The 22,671-nt window shown below is 69.9% G+C and carries 20 protein-coding genes; 18 read left to right on the top strand and 2 right to left on the bottom strand.

Features of this window, described 5'->3' with window-relative positions:
* Positions 1–80 precede the first annotated feature (80 nt).
* From wecB to Q8A52_RS45510, 5 genes are all read left to right on the top strand, one after another.
* A complete protein-coding gene (gene wecB, locus Q8A52_RS45530) occupies positions 81–1,325 on the top strand; it encodes a non-hydrolyzing UDP-N-acetylglucosamine 2-epimerase (protein WP_316763831.1) in 1,245 nt (414 codons plus the stop codon).
* A gap of 36 nt (positions 1,326–1,361) precedes the next feature.
* Positions 1,362–2,231, top strand: coding sequence for a class I SAM-dependent methyltransferase (locus Q8A52_RS45525; protein WP_316763827.1), 870 nt, complete (start codon positions 1,362–1,364; stop codon positions 2,229–2,231).
* A gap of 86 nt (positions 2,232–2,317) precedes the next feature.
* Positions 2,318–3,133 (top strand): MerR family transcriptional regulator, encoded by an 816-nt coding sequence (locus tag Q8A52_RS45520; protein ID WP_316763824.1) that lies wholly within the window; start codon positions 2,318–2,320, stop codon positions 3,131–3,133.
* Positions 3,121–4,137, top strand: a complete 1,017-nt coding sequence (locus Q8A52_RS45515) for a BtrH N-terminal domain-containing protein (RefSeq protein ID WP_316763822.1) — start codon at positions 3,121–3,123, stop codon at positions 4,135–4,137. The genes Q8A52_RS45520 and Q8A52_RS45515 overlap by 13 nt, the downstream gene beginning before the upstream one ends.
* A gap of 236 nt (positions 4,138–4,373) precedes the next feature.
* Entirely contained in the window at positions 4,374–5,567 is a 1,194-nt protein-coding gene (locus Q8A52_RS45510) for an IS701 family transposase (RefSeq protein WP_316763819.1), read from the top strand.
* Between the two features lie 3 nt (positions 5,568–5,570).
* Here the strand turns inward: Q8A52_RS45510 and Q8A52_RS45505 are convergent, their stop codons facing one another.
* Positions 5,571–7,571 (bottom strand): helix-turn-helix domain-containing protein, encoded by a 2,001-nt coding sequence (locus Q8A52_RS45505; protein ID WP_316763816.1) that lies wholly within the window; start codon positions 7,569–7,571, stop codon positions 5,571–5,573.
* A 251-nt stretch (positions 7,572–7,822) separates the two neighbouring features.
* Between Q8A52_RS45505 and Q8A52_RS45500 the strand changes: the two genes are divergently transcribed.
* Positions 7,823–8,614 (top strand): 50S ribosomal protein L11 methyltransferase, encoded by a 792-nt coding sequence (locus Q8A52_RS45500; protein ID WP_316763813.1) that lies wholly within the window; start codon positions 7,823–7,825, stop codon positions 8,612–8,614.
* On the opposite strand, the gene Q8A52_RS45495 is transcribed toward Q8A52_RS45500, so the two are convergent.
* On the bottom strand, positions 8,602–9,711 hold the full coding sequence (locus tag Q8A52_RS45495) for a transaldolase family protein (protein WP_316763811.1): 1,110 nt from the start codon (positions 9,709–9,711) through the stop codon (positions 8,602–8,604). The two genes, Q8A52_RS45500 and Q8A52_RS45495, sit on opposite strands and share 13 nt — an antisense overlap.
* A 298-nt stretch (positions 9,712–10,009) precedes the next feature.
* On the opposite strand from Q8A52_RS45495, the gene Q8A52_RS45490 reads away from it, so the two are divergent.
* From Q8A52_RS45490 to Q8A52_RS45435, 12 genes are all read left to right on the top strand, one after another.
* A complete protein-coding gene (locus Q8A52_RS45490; RefSeq protein ID WP_316763808.1) occupies positions 10,010–10,498 on the top strand; it encodes a cupin domain-containing protein in 489 nt (162 codons plus the stop codon).
* Positions 10,499–10,570: 72 nt separating this feature from the next.
* The gene (locus Q8A52_RS45485; RefSeq protein WP_316763806.1) at positions 10,571–12,223 is read left to right on the top strand and encodes an FAD-dependent oxidoreductase; all 1,653 of its coding nucleotides are present in this window, start codon (positions 10,571–10,573) and stop codon (positions 12,221–12,223) included.
* Positions 12,224–12,231: 8 nt separating this feature from the next.
* Positions 12,232–13,704 carry an MFS transporter gene (locus tag Q8A52_RS45480; protein ID WP_316763804.1) on the top strand — a complete coding sequence of 491 codons (1,473 nt, stop codon included), beginning with the start codon at positions 12,232–12,234 and terminating at the stop codon, positions 13,702–13,704.
* A 74-nt stretch (positions 13,705–13,778) separates the two neighbouring features.
* Positions 13,779–14,540 (top strand): SDR family NAD(P)-dependent oxidoreductase, encoded by a 762-nt coding sequence (locus tag Q8A52_RS45475; RefSeq protein WP_316763801.1) that lies wholly within the window; start codon positions 13,779–13,781, stop codon positions 14,538–14,540.
* Between the two features lie 274 nt (positions 14,541–14,814).
* The gene (locus Q8A52_RS45470; RefSeq protein ID WP_316763799.1) at positions 14,815–15,981 is read left to right on the top strand and encodes a 3-deoxy-7-phosphoheptulonate synthase; all 1,167 of its coding nucleotides are present in this window, start codon (positions 14,815–14,817) and stop codon (positions 15,979–15,981) included.
* Between the two features lie 18 nt (positions 15,982–15,999).
* Positions 16,000–16,770 carry a 2,3-dihydro-2,3-dihydroxybenzoate dehydrogenase gene (locus tag Q8A52_RS45465; protein ID WP_316763796.1) on the top strand — a complete coding sequence of 257 codons (771 nt, stop codon included), beginning with the start codon at positions 16,000–16,002 and terminating at the stop codon, positions 16,768–16,770.
* 25 nt (positions 16,771–16,795) lie between these two features.
* Positions 16,796–17,437, top strand: coding sequence for an isochorismatase family protein (locus Q8A52_RS45460; RefSeq protein ID WP_316763793.1), 642 nt, complete (start codon positions 16,796–16,798; stop codon positions 17,435–17,437).
* Positions 17,438–17,454: 17 nt separating this feature from the next.
* Positions 17,455–19,338: an anthranilate synthase family protein gene (locus Q8A52_RS45455; RefSeq protein ID WP_316763792.1), complete on the top strand. Its 1,884-nt coding sequence runs from the start codon at positions 17,455–17,457 to the stop codon at positions 19,336–19,338.
* Positions 19,326–19,658 (top strand): hypothetical protein, encoded by a 333-nt coding sequence (locus Q8A52_RS45450; RefSeq protein WP_316763791.1) that lies wholly within the window; start codon positions 19,326–19,328, stop codon positions 19,656–19,658. The genes Q8A52_RS45455 and Q8A52_RS45450 overlap by 13 nt, the downstream gene beginning before the upstream one ends.
* A gap of 40 nt (positions 19,659–19,698) precedes the next feature.
* The gene (aroA, locus tag Q8A52_RS45445; RefSeq protein ID WP_316763789.1) at positions 19,699–20,994 is read left to right on the top strand and encodes a 3-phosphoshikimate 1-carboxyvinyltransferase; all 1,296 of its coding nucleotides are present in this window, start codon (positions 19,699–19,701) and stop codon (positions 20,992–20,994) included.
* Positions 20,991–22,181, top strand: coding sequence for a 3-hydroxybenzoate 6-monooxygenase (locus tag Q8A52_RS45440; protein ID WP_316763788.1), 1,191 nt, complete (start codon positions 20,991–20,993; stop codon positions 22,179–22,181). Before aroA ends, Q8A52_RS45440 begins: the two co-directional genes overlap by 4 nt.
* The coding region (locus tag Q8A52_RS45435) for a chorismate synthase (RefSeq protein WP_316763785.1) at positions 22,178–22,671 on the top strand (494 nt) is incomplete at its 3' end. The genes Q8A52_RS45440 and Q8A52_RS45435, both read left to right, overlap by 4 nt.

Below are 22,671 nucleotides of genomic sequence, written 5' to 3'. Positions count from 1 at the left end.
CCTTCACGGCGCCTGCCGCACCGCGCGATAGCCAGGTCCGCAGGCACCCAGTGCGGCGACCCCACAGCCGGAGGCGAAATGTGAAGCGGATCATGGCCGTCTACGGCACCCGCCCCGAAGCGATCAAGATGGCTCCCGTCGTCGAAGTGCTGCGCGCATCGGCCCACTTCGAGCCGCTGGTCGCCGTCACCGGGCAGCACCGGTCCATGCTCGACCAGGTGAACCGGCTCTTCGGCATCGAACCCGACCACGACCTGGACATCCTCAGCGCCGGGCAGACCCTGACCGACATCACCACCCGCACGCTGGAACGGCTCCAGCCCGTGCTCGACAAGGAGCAGCCGGACGCGGTCCTGGTACAGGGCGACACCACCACCACACTCGCCGGGGCCATGGCCGCCTTCTACCAGAAGATCCCCGTCGTCCATCTCGAGGCGGGCCTGCGGACGCGCAGCACGTATTCGCCCTACCCCGAGGAGATGAACCGCCGCCTCACCACCCGGCTGGCGGACCTGCACCTGGCGCCGACCGGCGGTGCACGGCACAACCTCCTGCGCGAAGGCGTCGATCAGCAGTCGGTGGTGGTCACCGGCAACACGGTCATCGACGCCCTGCTCACCACCCTGGACCGCACGGCCGGCCGCCTGTCCGACTCCACCCTGCGCCTCCTGGAGGCCGACCCCCGACGCGTCCTCCTGGTCACGGCACACCGCCGTGAGTCCTGGGGCAAGGGCATGCAGTCCATCGGTGAGGCCCTCGCCCGGCTGGCCGCGGCCCACCCCGACCTGCTGGTGGTCTTCCCCATCCACCGCAACCCCGCCGTACGGGCCGCCATCGTGCCCAAGGTCGCCGGACTGGAGAACGTCAGGGTCGTCGAGCCGCTGGACTACGAGGGTTTCGCCCATCTGATGAACCGCTCGCACCTGATCCTCACCGACAGCGGCGGCGTCCAGGAGGAGGGGCCGAGCCTCGGCAAGCCGGTCCTCGTGATGCGCGAGACCACCGAACGCCCCGAAGGGGTGGCTGCGGGCACCGTGGCACTCGTCGGCACCGACACCGAGCGCATCGTCACGGAAGTGACCCGGCTGCTACAGGACCCCGCGGCGTACACGAAGATGGCACAGGCCGTGAACCCCTACGGCGACGGCCTCGCGGCGGACCGCACCCTCCAGGCCCTCGGCCACTGGTTCGGCCTGGGCGAGAGCCCCGCGGACTTCACCGGGACCACCGCCGCCCTGGCCGCGGAGGACCTCCCCGCCCAGTGGCGTCCACACCCGTCGACGACGCTGACGAGCGGCAGGCAGCCGGCCGACGGTACCCAGTGACCCCCGTATGCGCATGTGAGAACGGCAGGAGAATCCGTGATTGAGCCGGACATCAAGGAGTTCTGGTCCGACCATCCGTGCGGCGACAACATCTTCGGAGCACCGGGCGGAGACGAGCGGCAGGACTACGAGGAGTTCTTCTCGCGCTACGACGCCGCCAAGTACCGGCTCGAACCGCACATTCCGGCATGTCTGGACAGGCTGGGCGTCTCCGGCCGACGCCTTCTGGAGATCGGGCTCGGACAGGGCTCCGAGGCCGAGCAGCTGATCCGCCGAGGCGCACGGTGGACGGGAGTCGATCTGACCGAGACGGCGGTCGGAAGAACGGGCACCCGCCTCGCCCTGCGTGAACTGCCGTACGACGGGCTGCACCGGGCCAGTGTTCTTGAACTGCCCTTCCCCGACCGGTCCTTCGACGTGGTCTTCAGTCACGGGGTGCTCCACCACGTTCCCGACATCCGCCGGGCCCAGCGGGAGATCCACCGCGTCCTGAAACCCGGCGGGGAGCTGGTGGTCATGCTGTACGCCCGCTGGTCCCTCAACTACCTCGTCTCCATCGGGCTGTTGCGGCGGACGGCGCTCCTGACGGCGCACCCCGTGGCGCGGCTGGGCGGGCTGCCCCACCCCAAGGGGCTTCTCGGCGCCCATCTGGACAACGCCCGCAGGCTCGGGCTCGCGCGGTATCTGCGCATGCGGAACTTCATCCACAGCAACACCGACGGGCCGCACAACCCGTACTCACAGGTCTACGACGTCAGACGCGTCCGCCGGGACTTCCCCGACTTCGACGTCCGCCACGCCGAGAAGCATTTCCTGCACGCCCCGCCGCTGCCGGTGCACGGCCTGGGCAGCGGGAAGGCACTGGGCTGGCACCTGTGGGTCCGCTTGACACCGCACGCCCGCTGACGGGAAACCCGTCGTGACCAAGGCGACTTGCGACCCATGGGCACAGCGCTGGACTCTCCCACCGTGGGACGGTCCAGCATGATGGCGTGCAAGACGAACTTCTCACCATCGGGCGCTTCGCCCGCCTGTGCAGGCTCAGCGTCAAGCAGCTACGGCACTACGACGAGATGGGGCTGTTGGTCCCGGTCCGCGTGGACGCCGCCTCCTGCTACCGCTATTACGCACCTGAACAGGCCCGCGATGCCCTGACCATCGCCCTGCTCCGCGAGATGGATCTTCCCCTGGCGGTGATCGCCCAGGCGCTGGCCGCCGAGCCCGAGCACAGGGCACGGATCCTGCGCGCCGAGCGGGACCGGCTGGCCGAGCGGATCAGCAGGGACCAGGCGCGCATGGAGATGCTGGAGCGGCTGGCCGAGGGCGGTCTGCCCGGCTATGAGGTGACGCTGAGCAGGGAGCCGGAGCGACGGCTGGCAGTGGTGCGAACGGTCTGCACCCCCGCGGAGATCGGGGAGAAGGTCGAGGAATGCACAGGGCGGCTGCTGCCCGCGCTCGGCAGGGCAGGTGTCGCGTGGGAACCGCCGTTGTGGGCGCTGTACCCGCTGGATCTGGACGAGCGGACGGAGATCGCCGTGGGAATGCAGGTCCCGCGGAGCGAGGGAACCCCGGGCCTGGAGTTCGAGGCGCTGCCCGGCGGACTCGTCGCCGAGACCGTGCACATCGGGCCGTACGGCCAACTGCGCTTGGCCTACAACGCTCTCTTCGCCGCCATCCACGAGCGCGGACTGCGCCCGCAAGCGCCCGTACGCGAGACCTATCTCGTCGGACCGGCAGAGGCACCGCAAGAAGAACTGATGACCCGGCTGATCATCCCCGTACAGGAGAACACGGCATGGCCACGCTGATAGACATCGACGCCCGCGGTAGGCAGCACTGCGAGACGACAGCTCTGGGGGTGCTGCTGCGGCACCAGGGACTCGATCTGTCCGAGCCCATGCTCTTCGGCCTCGGCTCGGGTCTGTCGTTCATCTACTGGGACAGCAAGAACATGGGCTTTCCCTTCCTCGGAGGACGGGTCAAGCCTTTCGAGCTCACCAGAAACCTGGCCACCGCGCTCGAGCTGGAGCTCCTGGTCCAGGAGACCACCTCGCCCCGCAGAGCCTGGGAGAACGTGGTGGCCCCCATCGACGCCGGCCAGCCCGTCGGACTGCAGCTCGACAGCTACCACCTGGACTACTTCGCATCGAAGGTGCACTTCGGCGGTCATGTCGTCGCCATGTACGGCTACGACGACCGCGACGCCCACCTGGTGGACACCCACCAGCAGGGCGGAGCGGTGTCCACCAGTCTGACCAGCCTCGCCCGGGCCAGAGCCGCGCGCGGCCCGATGACCGCCAGGCACCGGTCCTTCACCCTCACCGCTCCGAAGAACCTCCCCTCCCTGCGGGGCCGGATCGTTCCCGCCATCACCGCCTGCGCCGACGCCTTCCTCGACCCGCCCATCGCCAACCTGGGACACCGTGGCATCGAGAAAGCCGGCAAGCTGGTCCGCACCTGGCTCCGGCGCACCGACGATCCGCAGCGGGACCTGCCGCAGGCCGCCCGCTTCATGGAGCAGGCCGGCACCGGCGGCGCTCTGTTCCGCAACCTCTACCGCGACTTCCTCGCCGAATGCACCCAACTGCTCGACAGCAGCCACCTGCGCACCGGTCACAGGCTGTACGCCGAGGCGGCCATCCTCTGGACGCAGGCCGCGGCACTGATCACAAAAGCCGGTGAATCAGGAGATGCGCAGTGCCTCGAACGGGCAGGTACCGTCCTCTGCGACCTTTCACGCATGGAGCGCGACGCCATGCAGGCGCTGAGCCGCCTGAGAAGTGAACGGGTCGCTGTGACGGCTCGCGGCTGACCGGCTTCCCCGACGTCCCTGGCGAACTCACCGCGCCCGGTGCACCTGCTTCATGCGTGCCACGCACCCGAGTCCGATCCGGTGGACGGCGTCTGGTCGCTCCGGGGCGAAGCCCGCCGGTGACCCGGCAACCGTCGTCGCCCGCAGGTGTGTGCCCGGTGCACCTCCCGTTGTCGGACGTGGGCGGCCAGTGTTGAGGGCACAGCCATGAAGTTGGTTGGCGAACGGGGGAAAGCATGAACGCAAAAGTCGTCTCCAGCTACCGAATACGAGAAGGCTCCTACGAGGTCACGCATCCGGGCGACGAGTTCAGCGCCGCGCTCTTCGCGTCGTTGCGCCGCAGTGACCAGCGGCTGCGGGCGCGGCACTATCTGAATGGGCTGCTGGCGGCGAAGGGACGCAAGTCGATCCGGAACATCGCCGCGCTCGTCGGTGGTGCCGCGGCAGAGCAGAGCCTGCACCACTTCATCAGCAGCTCCACCTGGGACTGGTCGCCCATACGCAAGGCCCTCGCCGACCACGTCACGCGGGAGCTGGCACCACGGGCCTGGGTCGTACGACCGCTGTTCATCCCGAAGGAAGGCGAGCACTCCGTGGGGGTGGAGCGGCAGTTCGTACCGGAGCGCGGACAGGTGCTCAACGGCCAACTGGCCTTCGGGGCCTGGGCCGCGACCGAGGGGACCAGTGTCCCCGTTCAGTGGCGGCTGCATCTTCCCGAGTCCTGGCTCGGGGACGCGCGCAGGCGTCGCAGGGCGGAGATTCCCGACAGTGCCCAGGCGGAGACACCGGACGAGTGCGCGACCGCCGCGGCGCTGAGCGTGCTCGGCCAGTGGGAGGTGCCGAAGGGTCCCGTCGTGCTGGACACCCACGTGACGGGCCTCGGCGGGGTCGTCCGGGCCTTCGCCGAAGCTCGGGTTCCCCTGCTCACGCGGGTGAACGGGAGCATCCGGCTGACCGTGGCGGACCCCGCGATGCCCGGATACCGGGCGGGAGCGATCCCGGCCCGCCGCATCATGGAGTCGGTGCAGGGCCTGCGCCGTCCGCTGGAGTCCCCCCGGGGGCCGGTGCGGCGCACCACGCTCGCGGCGGCGGTCAGGGTGCGACTCCCCCAGCCTGGTTCCGGGCCCGAGCTGTTGCTGATCGGCGAGTGGCACGAGCACGGGAAGGCGCCGGCGGCCCTGTGGCTCGCGGCCCCGGCCACTGCACCGGCCGGCGACCTCGTGCGGTTGACGCGGCTCGCGCAGCGGGTCGCCCAGGACGAGAAACAGATCGGCGAGCAGGTGGGCGTCCGGGACTTCGAGGGGCGCTCGTTCCGGGGCTGGCACCGTCACATGACCCTGGCCTCCGTCGCCCACATGGTGTCGGTGCTGGCGGCCATGGCGGACGAGCCGGACGAGCTGCACTTCTATGCACGTCAGCTCTCCGCCTGACCCTCATGGAACCGGCCCTTGCGGACCCGACCGCTGTGGGGCCGGATTGCCGGTGTCCCGTACGCCCCCGGCGGTCGTCTGCCGGTGCTGCAGGGTTCGCCGGGTGCGGTGCAGTCGGAGGGCGAGCTGGATCTCGAGTGCTCGTTCGGGATCCTGCCAGTCGTCTCCGAGGAGTTCGGTGATGCGTTCCAGCCGCCTGGACACCGTGTTGGGGTGCACATGCAGCTCCGACGCCGCGCGCGTCGGGCTCGATGAGGAGGCGAAATAGGCGTCGAGCGTGCGGGTCAGCTCGGTGAAGCGCTGGGTGTCGTAGTCCAGTACGGGGCCTATCACGGACTCGATGTAGTCGCCGACGCCGTGGGTCTCGGAGAGCAGGACTCCGAGGAAGCCCATCTGCTGCGGGGTGGCGACACAGCCGAGGTTGCCCAGCTCGGTGAGCGCCTCCAGGCAGCTGAGGGCCTCGCGGTGGGCCTGGGCCACACGGCCCGGGCCCACGACGGGCCCGGCCGCGCCAACCGTGACGGGATGGCCGACGAGCGGCGCCAGCTCCGCGGACACTGCGGTGCCCGCGGCGTGCGGGTCCTCGCCGGGGACGAGCAGCGTCACACAGCCGTCATGGAACTTCACGAGCCCGGACATGCGATGGGCGTACGAGGACGCCCACGCGGCGGCCCGGCCTTCCGGACCTCCCTCGGGCCGGGCTATCACCATCACATGCGGTTCGTCGATGGCGATGCCGAGCCGGCGCGCCCGTGGGATCAGCTGGCGCGGCTGCGGCCGGATGTCGCTGAGCAACTCCTCCAGCAGTTCGTCACGGATCTGGTCGTGGGCCACGGTCGAGGTGCGCTGCAGCAACAGGATGAGAGCGATCGCCCGCGCGGTGAGCTGGAGCAACCGCACCCCGAAGCCGTCCGTGAGCGGTTCGTCGGGGACCAGCACAATGGCACCGAGGTTCTCGCCGCCGGCTGTGACCGGCGCGACCCAGCCGCCCTCGGGCATGGACACCGGGCAGCCCGCCGCATGGGCGTCGTAGGTCCACCTGAGGACGTCGTCCTCGGTGAGCTCGGGAGGCGTACCGGTCACGACGACCGTGCGCCCGACGCAGTCCTTGACGACGAGCGCCCCCGACAGTTCCTTGGCTGCCGCTTCGGCCAGGGTCTGCGGATCGCAGCCCCTGAGTACCAGGTCGATCAGCCGGATGTAGGCGGCCTCGACACGGCGCTGCACGTTGAGACTGCTCCTGGCGCGCGAGGTGTCCAGTTCCAGCTCGGTCACCTCGGCGCGGGTCTCCTCCAGCAGCCGCGCGCGTTCGATGGCGACGCCCGCGAGCTTGCCGAGCGAGCGCATGAGGCTGATCTCGTCCGGCGTGAAGTGCCGAACCTTCCGGTCGGCGCCGTAGAGGGTGCCGAAGACCGCGGTGCCGTAGCCGAGTGGCACCGCCAGGATGGCGTGCAGGCCTTCGGCCCGTACGACGCCGTCGATGTCAGGGGAGTGCGGGACGTCCCTGTCGGCCAGGTAGTCGGGGGTCCAGGCGGGCGCCCCGCTCCGCTGGACGAGGCTGCCGAGACCGGAGCCGTCGGAGGTCTTCAGGCCTACGCTGCGTGAGGTGGTCTCGCCCTCCGCCGCGCGGATGGAGGAGGCGCGGCCCTCGTCGTCCGTGTCGCGCAGTCCGATATAGGCCATGTCGAAGTTCAGTAATCGGCGTGCCCGGCGTGCGATCTCGTGCAGGAGCGCTTCCATGCCGTGCACCAGGGTGAGGTCGTGGGCGGTGTCGACGAGCGCGGCAAGTCCCGCCTCCCGCTGCTGTGCGTGGCTGATCAGGGCCTGGACGCGCGAGGCCAGACGGACGGCCTGGTCAAGCTCCGTGAGAGTGTCGCCGGAAGCCCCCTTGCTCCGGGCGGCGCGCAGTAGTTCCTCGAACCGTGCCGCCGGCGCCCCCTCGGCAAGCAGTTCCAGTACGGACATCACATCCGGCGAGGCCGACACCAGTCCGCCCGTCATCATCCCCCCGTGAATCCCCGATGATCAAGCAGGTCTTTAGGGAGCCTAAACTCAAGGCCCCGTGGCTGCAACTGCGGAGGTTCCCCGGTGGTGGTGACCTGGCCACCCCTCTCCGCGCTCAGTTGTGTGGTCGGATCACCTGTCGCTCGTCCGGGATGCCACGGAAGGATCGGGCCGGGGCCCATGAACATGGGGATGATGGCCGGGAACGCCGAAGGCGGTGCCCGGTGCACAGGGGGGAACGTCGGGGCGGTATGTCCGAGATCAAGAGTTATCTGCATTCGCTCGCACGCAGCCGTGACTCCATGCGGCCGGAACACCGGACCGGGGTCTTCTCGCTGTGCGGAAGGGAGTGGGACCTGCTCGACACGGTCTTCGCTCCCCTGCACGCGGGCACCACCGAGATCGTGCTGGACATGCTCGGCCTCACCGATCCCGTGGGCCGCCCTTGGCGCGGCGCGTTTCTGGAGGTCGGCTGCGGCACCGGAGTCGTTGCCGTTGCCGCGGCGCTCGCTGGCTGTGAGCGGGTCGTCGCCTCTGACATCAACGCGGAGGCGGTGGCGAACGCAGCGCTCAACGCACGGCGGCACGGGGTCGCCGACCGGGTCCGGGCCGTGCACAGCGACCTTTTTGAAGGGCTGCCCGCGGGACAGCTCTTCGACACGATCGTCTGGAGTTCGCCGTACGTCCGCGCGCCTGAGCACTACCGGTTCGGTACTGACCTGGAACGTGCCTATGTGGATCCCGGATACGAAGCACACCGCAGGTACGTGAACGAGGCCCCGCGCCGGCTGACGAACGGGGGCCGGGCCCTGCTGCACTTCAGCAGCAGGGGAGACCTGGACGGACTGCACCGGATCGCCGAGGAGACGGGGCGGCGACTGCGGGTGCTCAGCAGGCACGTCGTCGCGGACAGGGGAGACGTGGTCGAGCACTTCCTGGTGGAAATACGTTCCGGCGAGAGGTCCTCGGAGGTGTACGACGGCGCCGTGCTCCGGGGCGGGCTGCGTACCCCGCCCGTCCGAACGATGACTCAGCCCGCCTGAACAGCCGTCAAGAGCTCGTCCCATCCGGCCCGTTCCCTCTCGAGCGCGGCAACTTCCAGATCGCGCGCGACCGAGTCGAAGACGATGCCGGCCCGTTCGAGCCCGTCCAACACCCCGCAGGCCGAGCCGTATTCATCGGAGAGGGTGTCACCGTGGAACCCTTCGTGGCGGTCCAGCGCTTCGAGCGCCGACTGGGGCAGGGCGTGCAAGGTCATCCAGGCGATGAGCCGCTCGACCCGGTCCAGCGCGGCCAGAGGGGATTCCGGCGCGTTCTCCGATGTCCAGAGCAGGCGTTGCGGGCGGGCGCCGCCGACCACCAGGGAGCGCCAGCGGGAACTGCCGAGGCTCTCCTCGTAGCGGCGGTAGACGAGCCGCGCGGTGGCCACCCCGGCCTGACCGCGCAGTGCGGCGGCGCAGGGGTCCGCCGAGTCGTCCAGCAGAGCGTCGACGCTGCCGTTCAGATGGCCGAGGTCCAGCGAGACGAGCGAGGTGACGGCCGACGCGGCGTGTCCGCCGGCCATGGCGCGTTCCAGGCCGCGGAAGTAGACGTCCACTGCCTGGGCATACCGTTGAACGCAGTACACGGAGGTGACATGCACGCCGACTCCATGGGCGAGCAGGTCACCGGCGGCGGCAAGTCCCCTGCCCATGACGGGAATCCGGATCAGTACGTTGGGGCGGTCGACCATCTCCGCAAGCCGCCTGGAGTGGTCGGCCATGGCCTTGGCATCCGCGGCCAGCCGGGGCGCGATGCCGAGGGAGACCCAGCCGTGCATGCCCTTCGTCGCCCGGAACACAGGTTCCAGCGCGGTGCAGGCTGCACGGGCGTCCTCGACGAGGAGCGCATAGACGCGCTCCTCGGCCGAGCCGGCCGCGCTCGAGAGCCGGTTCAGTTGATCCCGGTAGGCGGTGGTGTCCGACATCGCGCGCGCGACCGCCACGGGCCGGGAGACGACACCGCTGACCAGCCCGTCGGCCACCAGTCTCTGCAGGCTGCCGTCGGCCAGCCGGCCACGGTGGTAGTCGTCCAGCCAGAGACCGACCCCCTCCGCCGTGAGTTGGTCCAGGACGCCACTGCGTTTCGTGCGCGGGCACATGGTCAATGACTGCCTCCACTCCAGCAGTCGAACGAGACGTAACGGGCAGCCGTAATTCTAGGGCCCGGCACAACGCTTCCGTGCATGCCGCGATAACGGCCGAGTTGCTGAGTGGTCACGTCGCGAGCACCTGACAAAGTATGCGGCTCGGGGTTGCACGCCGACTCGTTATGTGTTCCGGAAGTCGGCGGGGTGATACCTGACAAACTAAGCCCGTTCGCGTTGCAGGCGGCGACGGTGGCATGTGAGGCTCCCGGCGAACTGGTGAGTGAGTAAATGCAGTTTTTCTGGAGGTACCTTGACCACAGGGCTCGACGGACGGTCACCGGTGATTCGCCGCGACGGCGAGGGGGTTTCCCGGCTCTGGGGGAAGGGGTCTGTGGTCACCACGAAACTCTCTGCCCAGGAGACCGGTGGCGCGTTGGGAATCACGCACTTCAGCGCGGTGATGGGAGAACGCGCACCGCGCCACACCCACACGCTCGAGGATGAGATCTTCATCATCGAGGGAGGGGAGGTTCTCCTCACCGTCGGGGACCGCACCGAAATCGTCAACGGTGCTGGTGTGCTGTTTCTGCCCCGTGGCATACCGCATTCCTACCTGGTGGAGAGCGAAACCGCCCGATTCTATGTCATCACCACGCCCGGCGGATTCGAGAGGTTCTTCTCTGAGACCGGATATCCGACCCGGCTGGAAAATTCGGCGCCGGTCGGTGAATCCTGGTCGGTCGACCGCACCATGGAATTCGCGGAGAATCTCGGGCTCGGCGTGATCTGGGGCGACTGACCGCTCGACACACACCGGACCCGTGCGACTGTCCAGAACCTTGCACCGATACAGAAAGAGAACGCGAGTTCCATGAAAAGACGAAGCGTCCTGGCCGGCACGGCCGCCGCGATAGCCGCCACGACCCTGGAGGCCGGCCCCGTCGCGGCGGCCGCCACCGCCGCTCCCGACGCCGACGCCGTCACCGTTCTTCCGGGCGACCCCCGTTATGCCGATCTCGTCGTCGGCAACAACACCCGCTGGGTCGCCCGCCCCGATTCCGTCCGGCTGGTGCGGACCACCAAGCAGGTGGTGAGGGCCGTGCAGGAAGCCGTGGACGGCAACAAGCGCATCTCGGTGCGCAGCGGCGGCCACTGCTACACGGACTTCGTCTTCAACTCCGAGGTCCGGGTGGTCATCGACACCTCCCTGCTCGACACCGTCGCCTACGACGAGAAGCTCAAGGCCTTCGAAGTGGGCGCGGGATCGACGCTGCTCCACGTGTACGACTCCCTGTTCAAGGGCTGGGGTGTCACCGTCCCCGGTGGCATGTGCTACTCGGTGGGGGCCGGCGGTCACTTCAGCGGCGGCGGCTACGGAATGCTCTCCCGACGGCACGGCCTGACCGTGGACCACCTGTACGCGGTCGAGGTCGTCGTCGTCGACGCGAAGGGCAAGGCCCGCAGCGTGGTGGCCACGCGCGAGGCCGACGACCCCAACCGCGACCTGTGGTGGGCGCACACCGGCGGTGGCGGCGGCAACTTCGGTGTCATCACGCGGTACTGGTTCCGCAGCCCTGGTGCCACCGGCACCGACCCCTCTTCGCTGCTGCCCAAGCCCCCGAAGGAGGTCCTCGTCAGCGCAATCGCCCTGCCCTGGAGCGAGCTGGACAAGGACTCCTTCACCTCGCTCGTGCAGAAGTTCGGCGCCTGGCACGAGAAGAACCGCTCGGCCGAATCCGCCGCGGCCTCCCTGTGCAGCTTCCTGATGATGAATCACCGGGCGAACGGCAGCATCGGCCTGCTCACCCAGATCGACGCCACCGTGCCGAACGCGCAGAAGGTGCTCGACGACTTCCTCACCGAGGTCACCTCCTCGCTGTCCGATGCGGCCGTACGTCCGATGTCCGAGTCCGTCGGTGAACTGGGCGCGCTGCCCGACCTGTTCACGCCGCAGCGCCTTCCGTGGCTGCACTCGGTCAAGCTGCTGGGCGCGAGCAACCCGACCCTGACCAATCCGACGCTGCGCGGCCACCACAAGTCCGCCTACCTGCGCAGGAACGTCACCGCGGCGCAGGCCACGGCGATGTACCGGCACTTGACGCGCACCGACCACCAGAATCCCCAGTCCATGGTCGTCCTCCTCTCGTACGGCGGAAAGATCAACACGGTGGGCTCCGGCGACACCGCGTCGGCGCAGCGGGACTCGCTCTTCAAGGGGCTGTTCCAGAGCTTCTGGTCGAGCTCCACCGACGACGACGCGAACATCGGCTGGGTGCGTGACGTGTACGGCGAGGTCTTCTCCACCACCGGCGGATATCCCGTACCGGGCGCGGCCACGGACGGCTGCTACGTCAACTACCCGGACGCCGACATCACCGACACCAAGGTCAACACCACCGGCGTGCCCTGGCACACGCTCTACTACAAGGACAACTACCCGCGCCTGCAGCGGGTCAAGGCCGCCTACGATCCCCGGAACACCTTCCGGCACTCGCAGTCCATCACCCTTCCCGACCACACGTGAGGCGAGCTGTGCAGCAGCATGACGTCGCCGAGGCGGAGCGGACGAAGCCGGCCGAAGCAGCCGGCGGGGCGGCACGCGACAGGAGAAGAGGCCTGGCCTTCGCCCTGCTGGCGTCGGTCCAGTTCGTGCTCATCCTCGCCATGAGCGTGCTCAACGTCGTACTCCCCGACATCCAGCGCGAGTTCGGACTCGACCGTGCCGAACTCGCGCTGCTCTCGGCCTCCTACGGCATGTCGTTCAGCGGAGTGCTGCTGCTGGGCGGCCGGCTGTCCGACCTGTACGGAAACCGCCGGGTGTTCCTCCTCGGCACGCTCGTGTTCGGCGCGAGTTCGGCGCTGGCGGGGGTGTCCACGGGGTTGTGGATGCTGCTGGCGGCGCGCTTCGCCCAGGGGGCAGGCGCCGCACTGGCCGTACCGGCCGCGATGGCACTGGTGAGCGTCGTACACCCGGAGCCCGCGCGGTACGCCCGTGCCATGGCGGTCTGGGGCGGTCTCGCGGCCTCCGGCGGGACCGCCGGGATGCTCCTGTCCGGGGTGGTGGCCTCGTCGAACTCCTGGCGCTGGGCGTTCGTCGTGCCCGTCGCGGTGGCGGCGGTGACCGTCGTCGCCGCCCCACGGCTGATCCCCGAAGGCGCAGCTCCCCGGGGCCGGGGCGGTCGGCTGGACGTGCTCGGGGCCGCCCTGGTCACCACGGGGATCGCCCTGCTCAGCTACGGCCTGGTGGAGGCGCCGGAGCGCGGATGGACCTCCCCGGTGGCGCTCGGCACGCTGGCCGGCGGCGGCGCGCTGCTGCTGGGCTTCGTCGTGGCCGAGGCACGGGTGGCGCAGCCGCTCCTGCCGCTGTCGTTCCTTTCTTCACCCCGCAGGGCGATGGCGCTGCTGGCGGTCTTCCTGGGAGCCGCCGGGATCACCACGATCTTCTTCATGCTCGCGCTGTACTTCCAGGAGGTCCGCGGCTATTCCGCTCTGGAGACATCAGCGGCGTTCCTGCCCTTCGGTCTGACCCTGGTCGTCAGCGGACTGTGCGTGGGCAGGCTGGTGCAGCGCTTCGGCCCACGCGTGGTGCTGGTCACCGGTCTGGCGGTCGCCGGGCTGGGACTGGCGGCGCTGGGCCTGATCGGCACAGACACGCCGTACGGCGGCGCCCTACTGGCCGGGCTCGTGCTCTTTCCCGCCGGGGCCGCGCTGGTGTTCGCCGGTTCCACCGTCACCGCAACCACCGACGTCCCTCAGGACCAGGCCGGTCTCGCCGGCGCCGTGGTCAACACCGCGCTGGAGGCCGGCCCGGCCATCGGTCTCGCCGTCCTGGTGACCCTGGCCACCGGGCACACCACAAAAATGGAGCACACCGGCATGGCTACGGCGTCCGCCCTGACCTCCGGCTACGGCTTCGCCTTCACCATCGCGGCCGTGGCCTTCGCGGCCGCCGCGGTGTGCGCGGTCTTCCTGCTGCGCCCTCGCCCACCCCGGGACGGCGGCTGAAAGACCGCGGTCCTTCCGCCGCTTGGGCACCCTGAACATCCATCTGCTACGACAAGTGTCAAGGAGCACCACCCATGACCGCCCGATTCAAGGACAAGGTCGTCATCGTCACCGGGGCCGGATCCGGCATCGGCCGGGCCAGCGCCAGGGCGTTCGCCCGTGAGGGCGCCACCGTGGTCGCCGCCGGAGCCCGGCCGGAGTCCATCGAGGAGACCGTGCGACTCGTCGACGAGGACGGCGGCACCGCCGGCGCCGTCGTCGCCGACGTCACCCGGCCCGAGGACATGGAGCGCCTGGTACGCACCACGGTGGAACGCCACGGCGGCCTGCACGTCGCGCACAACAACGCGGGCATCTTCGGCAAGCCCACCCCTGTCGGAGACCTGGACCTGACCGTGTGGCGGTCCGTGCTGGACGTCAACCTGAACGGCGTCCTGCTCGGCATGCAGCAGGAGATCGCGCACATGCGAGCGCACGGTGGCGGCGTCATCGTCAACACCGCGTCCAACATCGGCTACCACGGCCGCCGCCCCGGCATGGCCGCCTACGCCGCGTCCAAGGCCGCCGTGAGCACCCTCACCCGGGTCGCCGCCCTGGACCACATCAAGGACAACGTGCGCATCAACGCGGTGAGCCCCGGCGCCACGGACACCGGCATGTCGCTGCGTCCCGGGGAGACCGACGCCGACCGCGCGGCCCGGCTGGCCACGACGGTTCCGATCGCCCGCGTCGCGACCACGGACGAGATCGTCAACGCGGTGCTGTGGCTGGCGTCCGACGAGTCGAGCTTCGTCGTCGGCCACGACCTCGTCATCGACGGCGGCGTCACCAGCTGATCCCGCAGGCGGGTCTCATCGCCTGATCCATGGCGTCCCGGCCTCGTGGCCCGATGTGCCACGAGGCCGGGACGCGTGTTTTCCATGACTTACCGCGGCCCCCGGTCGGACGAATGTGTTTCCGCCCCCCGGATGAATTCGTCGCGCTCCACCGGAACATGACGAAGTAAGGAATCTCCCCTTCACGGAGATTCCTCAATTCCGCAGAATCGATGAAAGCAACTCACGAGTTCAGCCGAAGAAATCTTTCTTCATCCCCACGAGAGGAACCGAGTTGAACAGCGAGCTCGCTTACATCGAATCGCTCCCCGCTCTGCAGCAGCCCGATTGGCAGGACCATCCTGAGACGGAGCGAGTGAGGCGCGAACTGAGCGCGCTGCCGCCGCTCGTCGAGGCCGCGGACGTGGCCCGGCTGCACGACCACCTCAGGGCGGTCGCCCACGGGCACGCCCAGGTGGTCCAGACCGGTGACTGCGCCGAGGACTGGGCGGAGAACGGCCGTGTGGACATCGCCCGCAAGGCGGCGGTGCTCGACCTCCTGGCGGGTGTCATGCGCGTCAACGCGGGCAGGCCCGTGGTGCGCGTCGGCCGGCTCGGCGGCCAGTACGCCAAGCCGCGTTCCAGGCCCACTGAAACGGTCCAGGGCGTGGAACTGCCCGTCTACCGCGGGCACATGGTGAATGACCCGAACCCCGACCCGGTGCTGCGACAGCCCGACCCCCGGCGCATGCTGACCGGCCACCGAGCCGCGCGCGAGGTCATGGAACACCTCGGCTCGGCCGGCAGCGCCCGGCGCGCCCAGGCCCCCGTGTGGACCAGCCACGAGGCCCTCCTCCTCGACTACGAACTGCCCATGCTGCGCCGGCAGGAGGACGGCAGCCTGCTGCTGACGTCGACGCACTGGCCGTGGATCGGCGAGCGCACCCGGCAGGTGGACGGCGCCCACGTGGCGCTGCTGGCGGCCGTGCGCAACCCGGTGGCCTGCAAGGTGGGACCGACCATGACGCCGGAGGAACTGCTGCGCCTGTGCGAGCGGCTGGACCCCGACCGGGTCCCCGGCCGGCTGACGCTCATCGCGCGCATGGGCGCCGGTACGGCGCCCCGAAAGCTCCCCGCCCTGGTCGCCGCCGTGCGCGGCGCCGGGCACCCGGCGATCTGGCTGTCCGACCCGATGCACGGCAACACCGAGTGCGGCCCCGACGGTCTGAAGACCCGTTTCGTGAAGACCGTCGTACGCGAGGTCGAGGAATTCCAGGAATCCGTGGCGCTGGCCGGTGAAATTCCCGGCGGCCTGCACCTGGAAACCACCCCGGACCACGTCACGGAATGTGTCGCAGACCCCACGTTCCTGGATTCGGTCGGAGACAAGTACACGAGCTTCTGCGACCCGCGGCTCAATCCCCGGCAGGCCGTTGAGGTCGCCTCCGCCTGGCGTCGCTGACAAGGAGACCTGTTCATCATGCGGGAAAAGATCGCGCTGGTCACGGGAGCAGCGGGCGGAATAGGCGAAGCGGTCGTCCGTACCCTGGGCGAACGCGGGGCTTCGGTGGCCGCCGTGGACAAGGACGGTGACCGGCTGAGCGAGGTGGCCGGGAAACTGGCCGCCGACGGGCTGCGGGTGCGGGCGTTCCCCGCCGACGTCACCACGAGCGCCGGCGCCGAGCGACTGGTCGCGGATGTCGAGGACGCGCTGGGACCGCTCGACCATCTGGTCAACGGGGCGGGCGTACTGCGCCTGGCGAAGGCCCGGGACCTCACCGACGCGGACTGGGCCGTGACCTTCGCGGTCAATGCCACAGGCGTGTTCTTCATGTCGCGCGCGGCGGTCAACCGCATGGTCCCGCGGCGCTCCGGGGCCGTCGTCACCATCGCCTCCAACGCGGCGGGAACGGCACGCACGGACATGGCCGCGTACTCGGCGTCCAAAGCCGCGGCGACCATGTTCACCAAGTGCCTCGGCCTCGAGGTCGCCCCGTACGGCATCCGGTGCAACGTGGTCGCTCCCGGCTCCACCGAGACACCGATGCTCACGTCCATGTGGAAGGACGACAGCGGGCGCACCGCGACCCTGGAAGGCTCGCCCGGCGCCTACCGCGTCGGCATACCACTCGGCAAGCTGGCCCGCCCCTCGGACGTGGCCGAGGCGGTGGCGTTCCTCCTTTCGGATCAGGCCTCGCACATCACGATGCACGACCTCACCGTCGACGGCGGCGCGACCCTCGGCGTCTGACAACCCAAGCGATACGAGGAAGACCATGCCAGGGATACCCTCCCTCCAGCCCTATCCGATGCCCCGGGCCGGGGACCTGCCCGCCAACACGGCGGCGTGGCAGGCCGATCCGGACCGCGCGGTCCTGCTCGTCCACGACATGCAGCGGTACTTCGTCCGGCAGTTCCCCGAGGGCGAGGCACCCGGTGCCGACCTCGTGCGCAACGCGACCCGGCTCCGCGAACAGGCGGTCGCCTCCGGCATGCCCGTCGCGTACACCGCGCAGCCGGGCGGAATGACCGACGAACAGCGCGGACTGCTCAAGGACTTCTGGGGACCGGGGATGCGCGTCGACCCCGCCGACCGGGAGGTCGTGGAGCCGCTCGCGCCGGGCCCGGACGACTGGCTGCTCACCAAGTGGCGCTACAGCGCCTTCTTCCGGTCCGACCTGCTGGACCGGATGCGCGCCCACGGACGCGACCAGCTGATCCTGTGCGGTGTGTACGCGCACATCGGGGTGCTGTCAACCGCGGTGGAGGCCTTCACCAACGACATCGAAACGTTTCTGGTGGCCGACGCCGTCGCCGACTTCACCGAGGCGTACCACCGGCTGGCCCTCGACTACGCCGCCGAGCGTTGCGCCCAGGTCACCACGACGAAGTCCCTGATCGAGGAGCTCGGCCGGTGAACGAGGAGAGCCCCCGCATGGCACACGACTTGCTCGGCCGGATCCTCGGACCGAGGCCGTCCGCCTTCGCGCTGCTGCACCGCCCCGAAGTGAGCGGCCCGGACACCCTGGAGATCCTGACGGGTACGGCCTCGACGGTGGACGCCGTGGACCGGATACCCCTGGGCGAGGCACCCGATCCCGACGCCGGGGCGCGCCAGGAGGTCCTGGCGCTGATCCCCTACCGCCAGGTCGCCGAGCGCGGCTACGCCTGTGCCGACGACGGCGAACCGCTGATCACGATCACCGTGGAGGAGCAGGCCTCCGTCGCGGTGAGCGACGCCCTGGGGCGGTTGCCGGGCGAGCCGGTCGCGCTCAGCGGCGGCGCCTTCGACCTGGACGACGACGAGTACGCAGGCATCGTCCGCAAGGTGATCGCGGACGAGATCGGCACGGGCGAGGGAGCGAACTTCGTCATCAAGCGGTCATTCGTCGCCGACATCACCGACTACACGGTGCACAGTGCCCTGGCGTTCTTCCGGCGGCTGCTGGAGCGGGAGCAGGGGGCGTACTGGACGTTCGTCGTGCACACCGGCGACCGCACCTTCGTCGGTGCCTCCCCCGAGCGGCACGTGAGCCTGCGGGCCGGCCGGGCCGTGATGAACCCCATCAGCGGCACCTACCGCTATCCGCCCTCCGGCCCCACCCTGTCGGGGGTGATGGACTTCCTCGCCGACCGCAAGGAGGCCGACGAGCTGTACATGGTCGTCGACGAGGAACTCAAGATGATGGCCCGGATCTGCGACCCCGCTCCCAGGGTCGTGGGGCCGTATCTGAAGGAGATGGCGCGGCTCGCGCACACCGAGTACTTCATCGAGGGCGCGAGCGACCACGACCCCCGCACGATCCTGCGTGAGACCCTGTTCGCACCGACGGTGACGGGCAGTCCGCTGGAGAGTGCCTGCCGGGTGATCAACCGGTACGAGCCCCGCGGGCGCGGCTACTACAGCGGTGTCGTCGCCCTGATCGGGCAGGACGAGCGGGGACGGCGCACGCTCGACTCCTCGATCCTCATCCGCACCGCCGACATCGACGACAGGGGTCGGCTGAGCATCGGCGTCGGTGCCACCCTGGTACGGCATTCCGACCCGGGCTCGGAGGTCGACGAGACGCGGGCCAAGGCGGCCGGCCTCCTCGCCGCTCTGGGCGCCGACGGCTCCGCACGCTTCGCCGAGCACCCGCGCGTGCGCCAGGCCCTCGAGCAGCGCAACCACTCGATCGCCGGGTTCTGGATCGGCGAGCGCGCGGACCGGACCGGCCAGAGGTCCGAACTGGCGGGCTGCCGGGTCCTCGTGGTGGACGCGGAGGACACCTTCACCTCCATGATCGGCCACCAGTTGCGGGCCATGGGGCTGAAGCCGACGGTGCGGCGCTTCGACGAGCCGTACTCCTTCGACGACCACGACGTCGTCGTCATGGGCCCCGGCCCCGGCGATCCGCGCGCCACCCGCAACCCCAAGATCACACTCCTGCGGTCCGCGCTCCACGCGCTCCTGGACCAGCGCCGGCCCTTCCTCGCCGTCTGCCTGAGCCATCAGGTGCTCAGCACCCTGCTCGGCCTGGAACTGGTACGCCGGCCGGTGCCCAACCAGGGCGTTCAGCGGGAGATCGACCTGTTCGGAGCACATGAACGGGTCGGCTTCTACAACACGTTCGCCGCCCGCAGCACACGGGACGAGTTCGAGGTTCCCGGCAGGGGGATCGTCCAGGCGAGCCGGGACGACGGCACCGGGGAGGTCCACGCGCTGCGCGGTCCGGGCTTCGCCTCGATGCAGTTCCACGCCGAGTCCGTGCTCACCCAGGACGGCGTACGCATCATCGGTGACGCGCTCGTGGGGGTGCTGCGCTCGTGCGGGCGGTGATCGCGTGGTGGGACCTCGACCGGTCCGAGCAGACCATCGCCTCGCTCCGGGACTTTCTGCGCGACGAGGCAGTGGATCGTTTCTCCCGGGTACAGGGGCTGCGCCTGAAGGTGTGGATCTCCGACGAGCGCACCAACCGGTGGGGCGCCGTCTTCCTGTGGGAATCGGCGCAGGCCGCGGCCGCGCCCATCCCCGCCAGGGCTGCCGAACTCATCGGCTATCCGCCCACCGAGAGGCACGTCTTCGACGTCGAGGCCACCACGGAGGGCGCCTACGACACCGTCCAACTGGCCCGTCTGGGCCTCGCCTTCACCGGCTGAGCCCACGCGCCCCGACGTGCCACACGCTGGAGGACAGTCCATGACGGACACGACCGCGCACCCCGCCGGGAGGACGGCCCGTATCCCCGGCTCCAAGAGCATCACCAACCGCGCCCTGCTGCTGGCCGCAGCGGCGATGGGCACGTCCCGGCTGCGGTTCCCCCTCGTCAGCGCCGACACCCTCGCCTTCCGTACGGCGCTGGTGGACCTCGGCTTTTGGGCCGGGGGACCGGAGCACGACGAGGTCTGGGAGGTCACGGGCGTCGGGCACGGCCCCACGGGGAGGGCCGACGTCTGGTGTGAGGACGCCGGAACGGCGGCCCGTTTCCTGCCGCCCTTCGCGGCCGTGGGCCGGGGCCGGTTCGTGTTCGACGGCAGCGCTCAGCTCAGAGCCCGCCCCCTGCGTCCGCTGGCCGACACGCTGGCCGCGCTGGGAGCCACGGTGACCACCGGTCCGGGCGGCGGACTGCCCATGGCGGTGGAGGCCGGGGGACTCGACGGCGGCGCGATCACCGTGGACTCCTCGCTGAGCAGCCAGTTCCTGTCCGGGCTGCTGATGGCGGCCCCCTTGATGCGCACACCGGTGACCCTCACGGTCGACGGCCTCGTCAGCCGCCCGTACATCGCCATGACACTGGCCCTGATGCGTCGGTTCGGCGCGCAGGTCACCGAACCGCTCGAAGACGTCATCGAAGTCCGGCCCGGCGGCTACAGCGCCGTCGACCTCATCGTGGAACCGGATGCCTCCACCGCCTCCTATGTCTTCGCGGCCGCCGCGGTCACCGGCGCCACCGTCACCGTGCCCGGCCTGGGCCACGGCAGCCTCCAGGGCGACCTGCGCTTCGTCGACGTGCTGCGGCGGCTGGGGGCGCGGGTGGAGGTCACGGAGGCAGCCACCAGCGTCACGGGCGAGGGCCGGCTGCGAGGAGGCTTCTCGGTCGACATGGGGGAGATCTCCGACACCTTCATGACACTGGCGGCCATCGCCCCCCTGGCCGACGCGCCCATCACCATCCGTGGCATCGCCCACGCCCGGCTCAAGGAATCGGACCGCATCGCCGCCGTCGCGCAGAACCTGCGCGCCCTCGGCGTGGACACCGACGAGGGCCACGACCGGATCACCGTCCACCCCGGCACTCCTACGGGCGCCCGTGTCGCCTGCCGTCGCGATCACCGCATCGGCATGGCCTTTTCCGTCCTTGGACTCCGTGTCCCCGGCATCACGCTCGACGACCCGTCCTGCGTCGGAAAGACCTTTCCCGGATTCCACGAGGAGCTGCGCCGGCTCTTCCCCCCGACCTCTCAACCGACTTCCCCACAGCGACAAGGATCATGATGAAGGTACTCATTGCCGGGGGCGGTATCGGCGGCCTCGCGGCGGCACTGAGCATCGCGCGCCACGGCCACCAGGTCGTCGTGCTGGAACGAAAGGACGACTTCAGCGAACTGGGTGCGGGCATCCAGCTGGGCCCGAACGCCTTCCATGCCCTGGACCGCCTCGGCGTCGGCGCAGCGGCACGGCAACGCGCCGTCTACATCGACGAGTTGAGGTTCATGGACGGTACCACCGGTCAGCGGGTCGCGAGCATGCCGCTCACCGGCGCATACCGCACCCGCTTCGGCAATCCGTACGCCGTCGTGCACCGCGGTGACCTCTACCAGGCTCTCCTCGACGGCTGTGTCGCGGAGCGGAACATCACGCTGCACACCAAGTGCTCCGTGACCCGGTACGAGCAGGACGCGGAGAGCGTCACGGCGATCACCGACACCGGGCAGCGTTTCATCGGCGCGGTGCTCATCGGCGCCGACGGCATCCGTTCCGCCGTTCGCAGCCGGCTCGTCGGTGACGGTGCGCCGCGCGTGTCCGGCCACACGATCTACCGGTCCGTCATCCCCATGGAGCTGGTTCCGCAGGAACTGCGCTGGAACACCGTCACCTTGTGGGCCGGTCCCCGATGGCACTTCGTCCACTATCCCATCGGCAGCGGGAAGTTCCTCAACCTGGCGGCCACCCGCGACGACGGCGCACGCGACGTCGTGGTCGGCCGGCCCGCCGAGCGGACGCACGTCCTGTCCGAGTTCCCCGAACTGAGCGACACCGCCCGCCAGCTGCTGGAACTGGGGACCGACTGGAAGGAATGGGTCCTGTGCGACCGCGACCCGGTCGAGCGCTGGACGGACGGCCGCGTCGCCCTCCTCGGTGACGCCGCGCACCCCATGCTCCAGTACGCGGCCCAGGGCGCCTGCATGGCCCTCGAGGACGGCGTCCTCATCGGCCAACTGCTCGCGGGAGCCGCCGACGACATTCCGCAACGCCTGGAGAAGTACAACGCCGAGCGGTACGGGCGCACCGCCGCGGTGCAGCACCTGGCCCGCGCCATGGGTGAACAGCTCTACCACCCGGCCAAAGACGCCGCTGCCGCCCGCAACGCGATGCTGTCCTCCTTCACGGTCCACGAACTGTACGACAAGGTCGAGTGGCTGCACGGGGCCCGCATCGGCGGGACGGGAGAGCACTGTTGAGCAGGCTGCGTTGGCTGACCGCGGGGGAGTCCCACGGTCCCGCACTTGTCGCGACGCTGGAGGGCCTTCCCGCCGGCGTGCCGATCACCACGGAGATGGTCGCCGACCACCTCGCGCGGCGGCGGCTCGGCTATGGGCGCGGTGCGCGGATGAAGTTCGAGCGGGACGAGGTCACCTTCCTCGGCGGAGTCCGGCACGGTCTCACCCTCGGCTCCCCGGTCGCGGTCATGGTCGGCAACACCGAGTGGCCCAAGTGGGAGCAGGTCATGGCGGCCGACCCGGTGGACCAGGAGATCCTCGCGGGGCTTGCCCGCAACGCCCCGCTGACCCGTCCGCGTCCCGGACACGCGGACCTCGCGGGCATGCAGAAGTACGGCTTCGACGAGGCCCGGCCGATCCTGGAGCGTGCCTCGGCGCGCGAGACGGCGGCCCGCGTGGCGCTCGGCGCCGTCGCCCGGTCGTACCTGAAGGAGACGGCGGGCATCGAGAT

The sequence above is a fragment of the Streptomyces herbicida genome (assembly GCF_032656585.1).
Taxonomy (GTDB): domain Bacteria; phylum Actinomycetota; class Actinomycetes; order Streptomycetales; family Streptomycetaceae; genus Streptomyces; species Streptomyces herbicida.
Note: the sequence above shows the minus strand (reverse complement) of the source record. Positions and strands in the feature narration are given on the sequence as shown.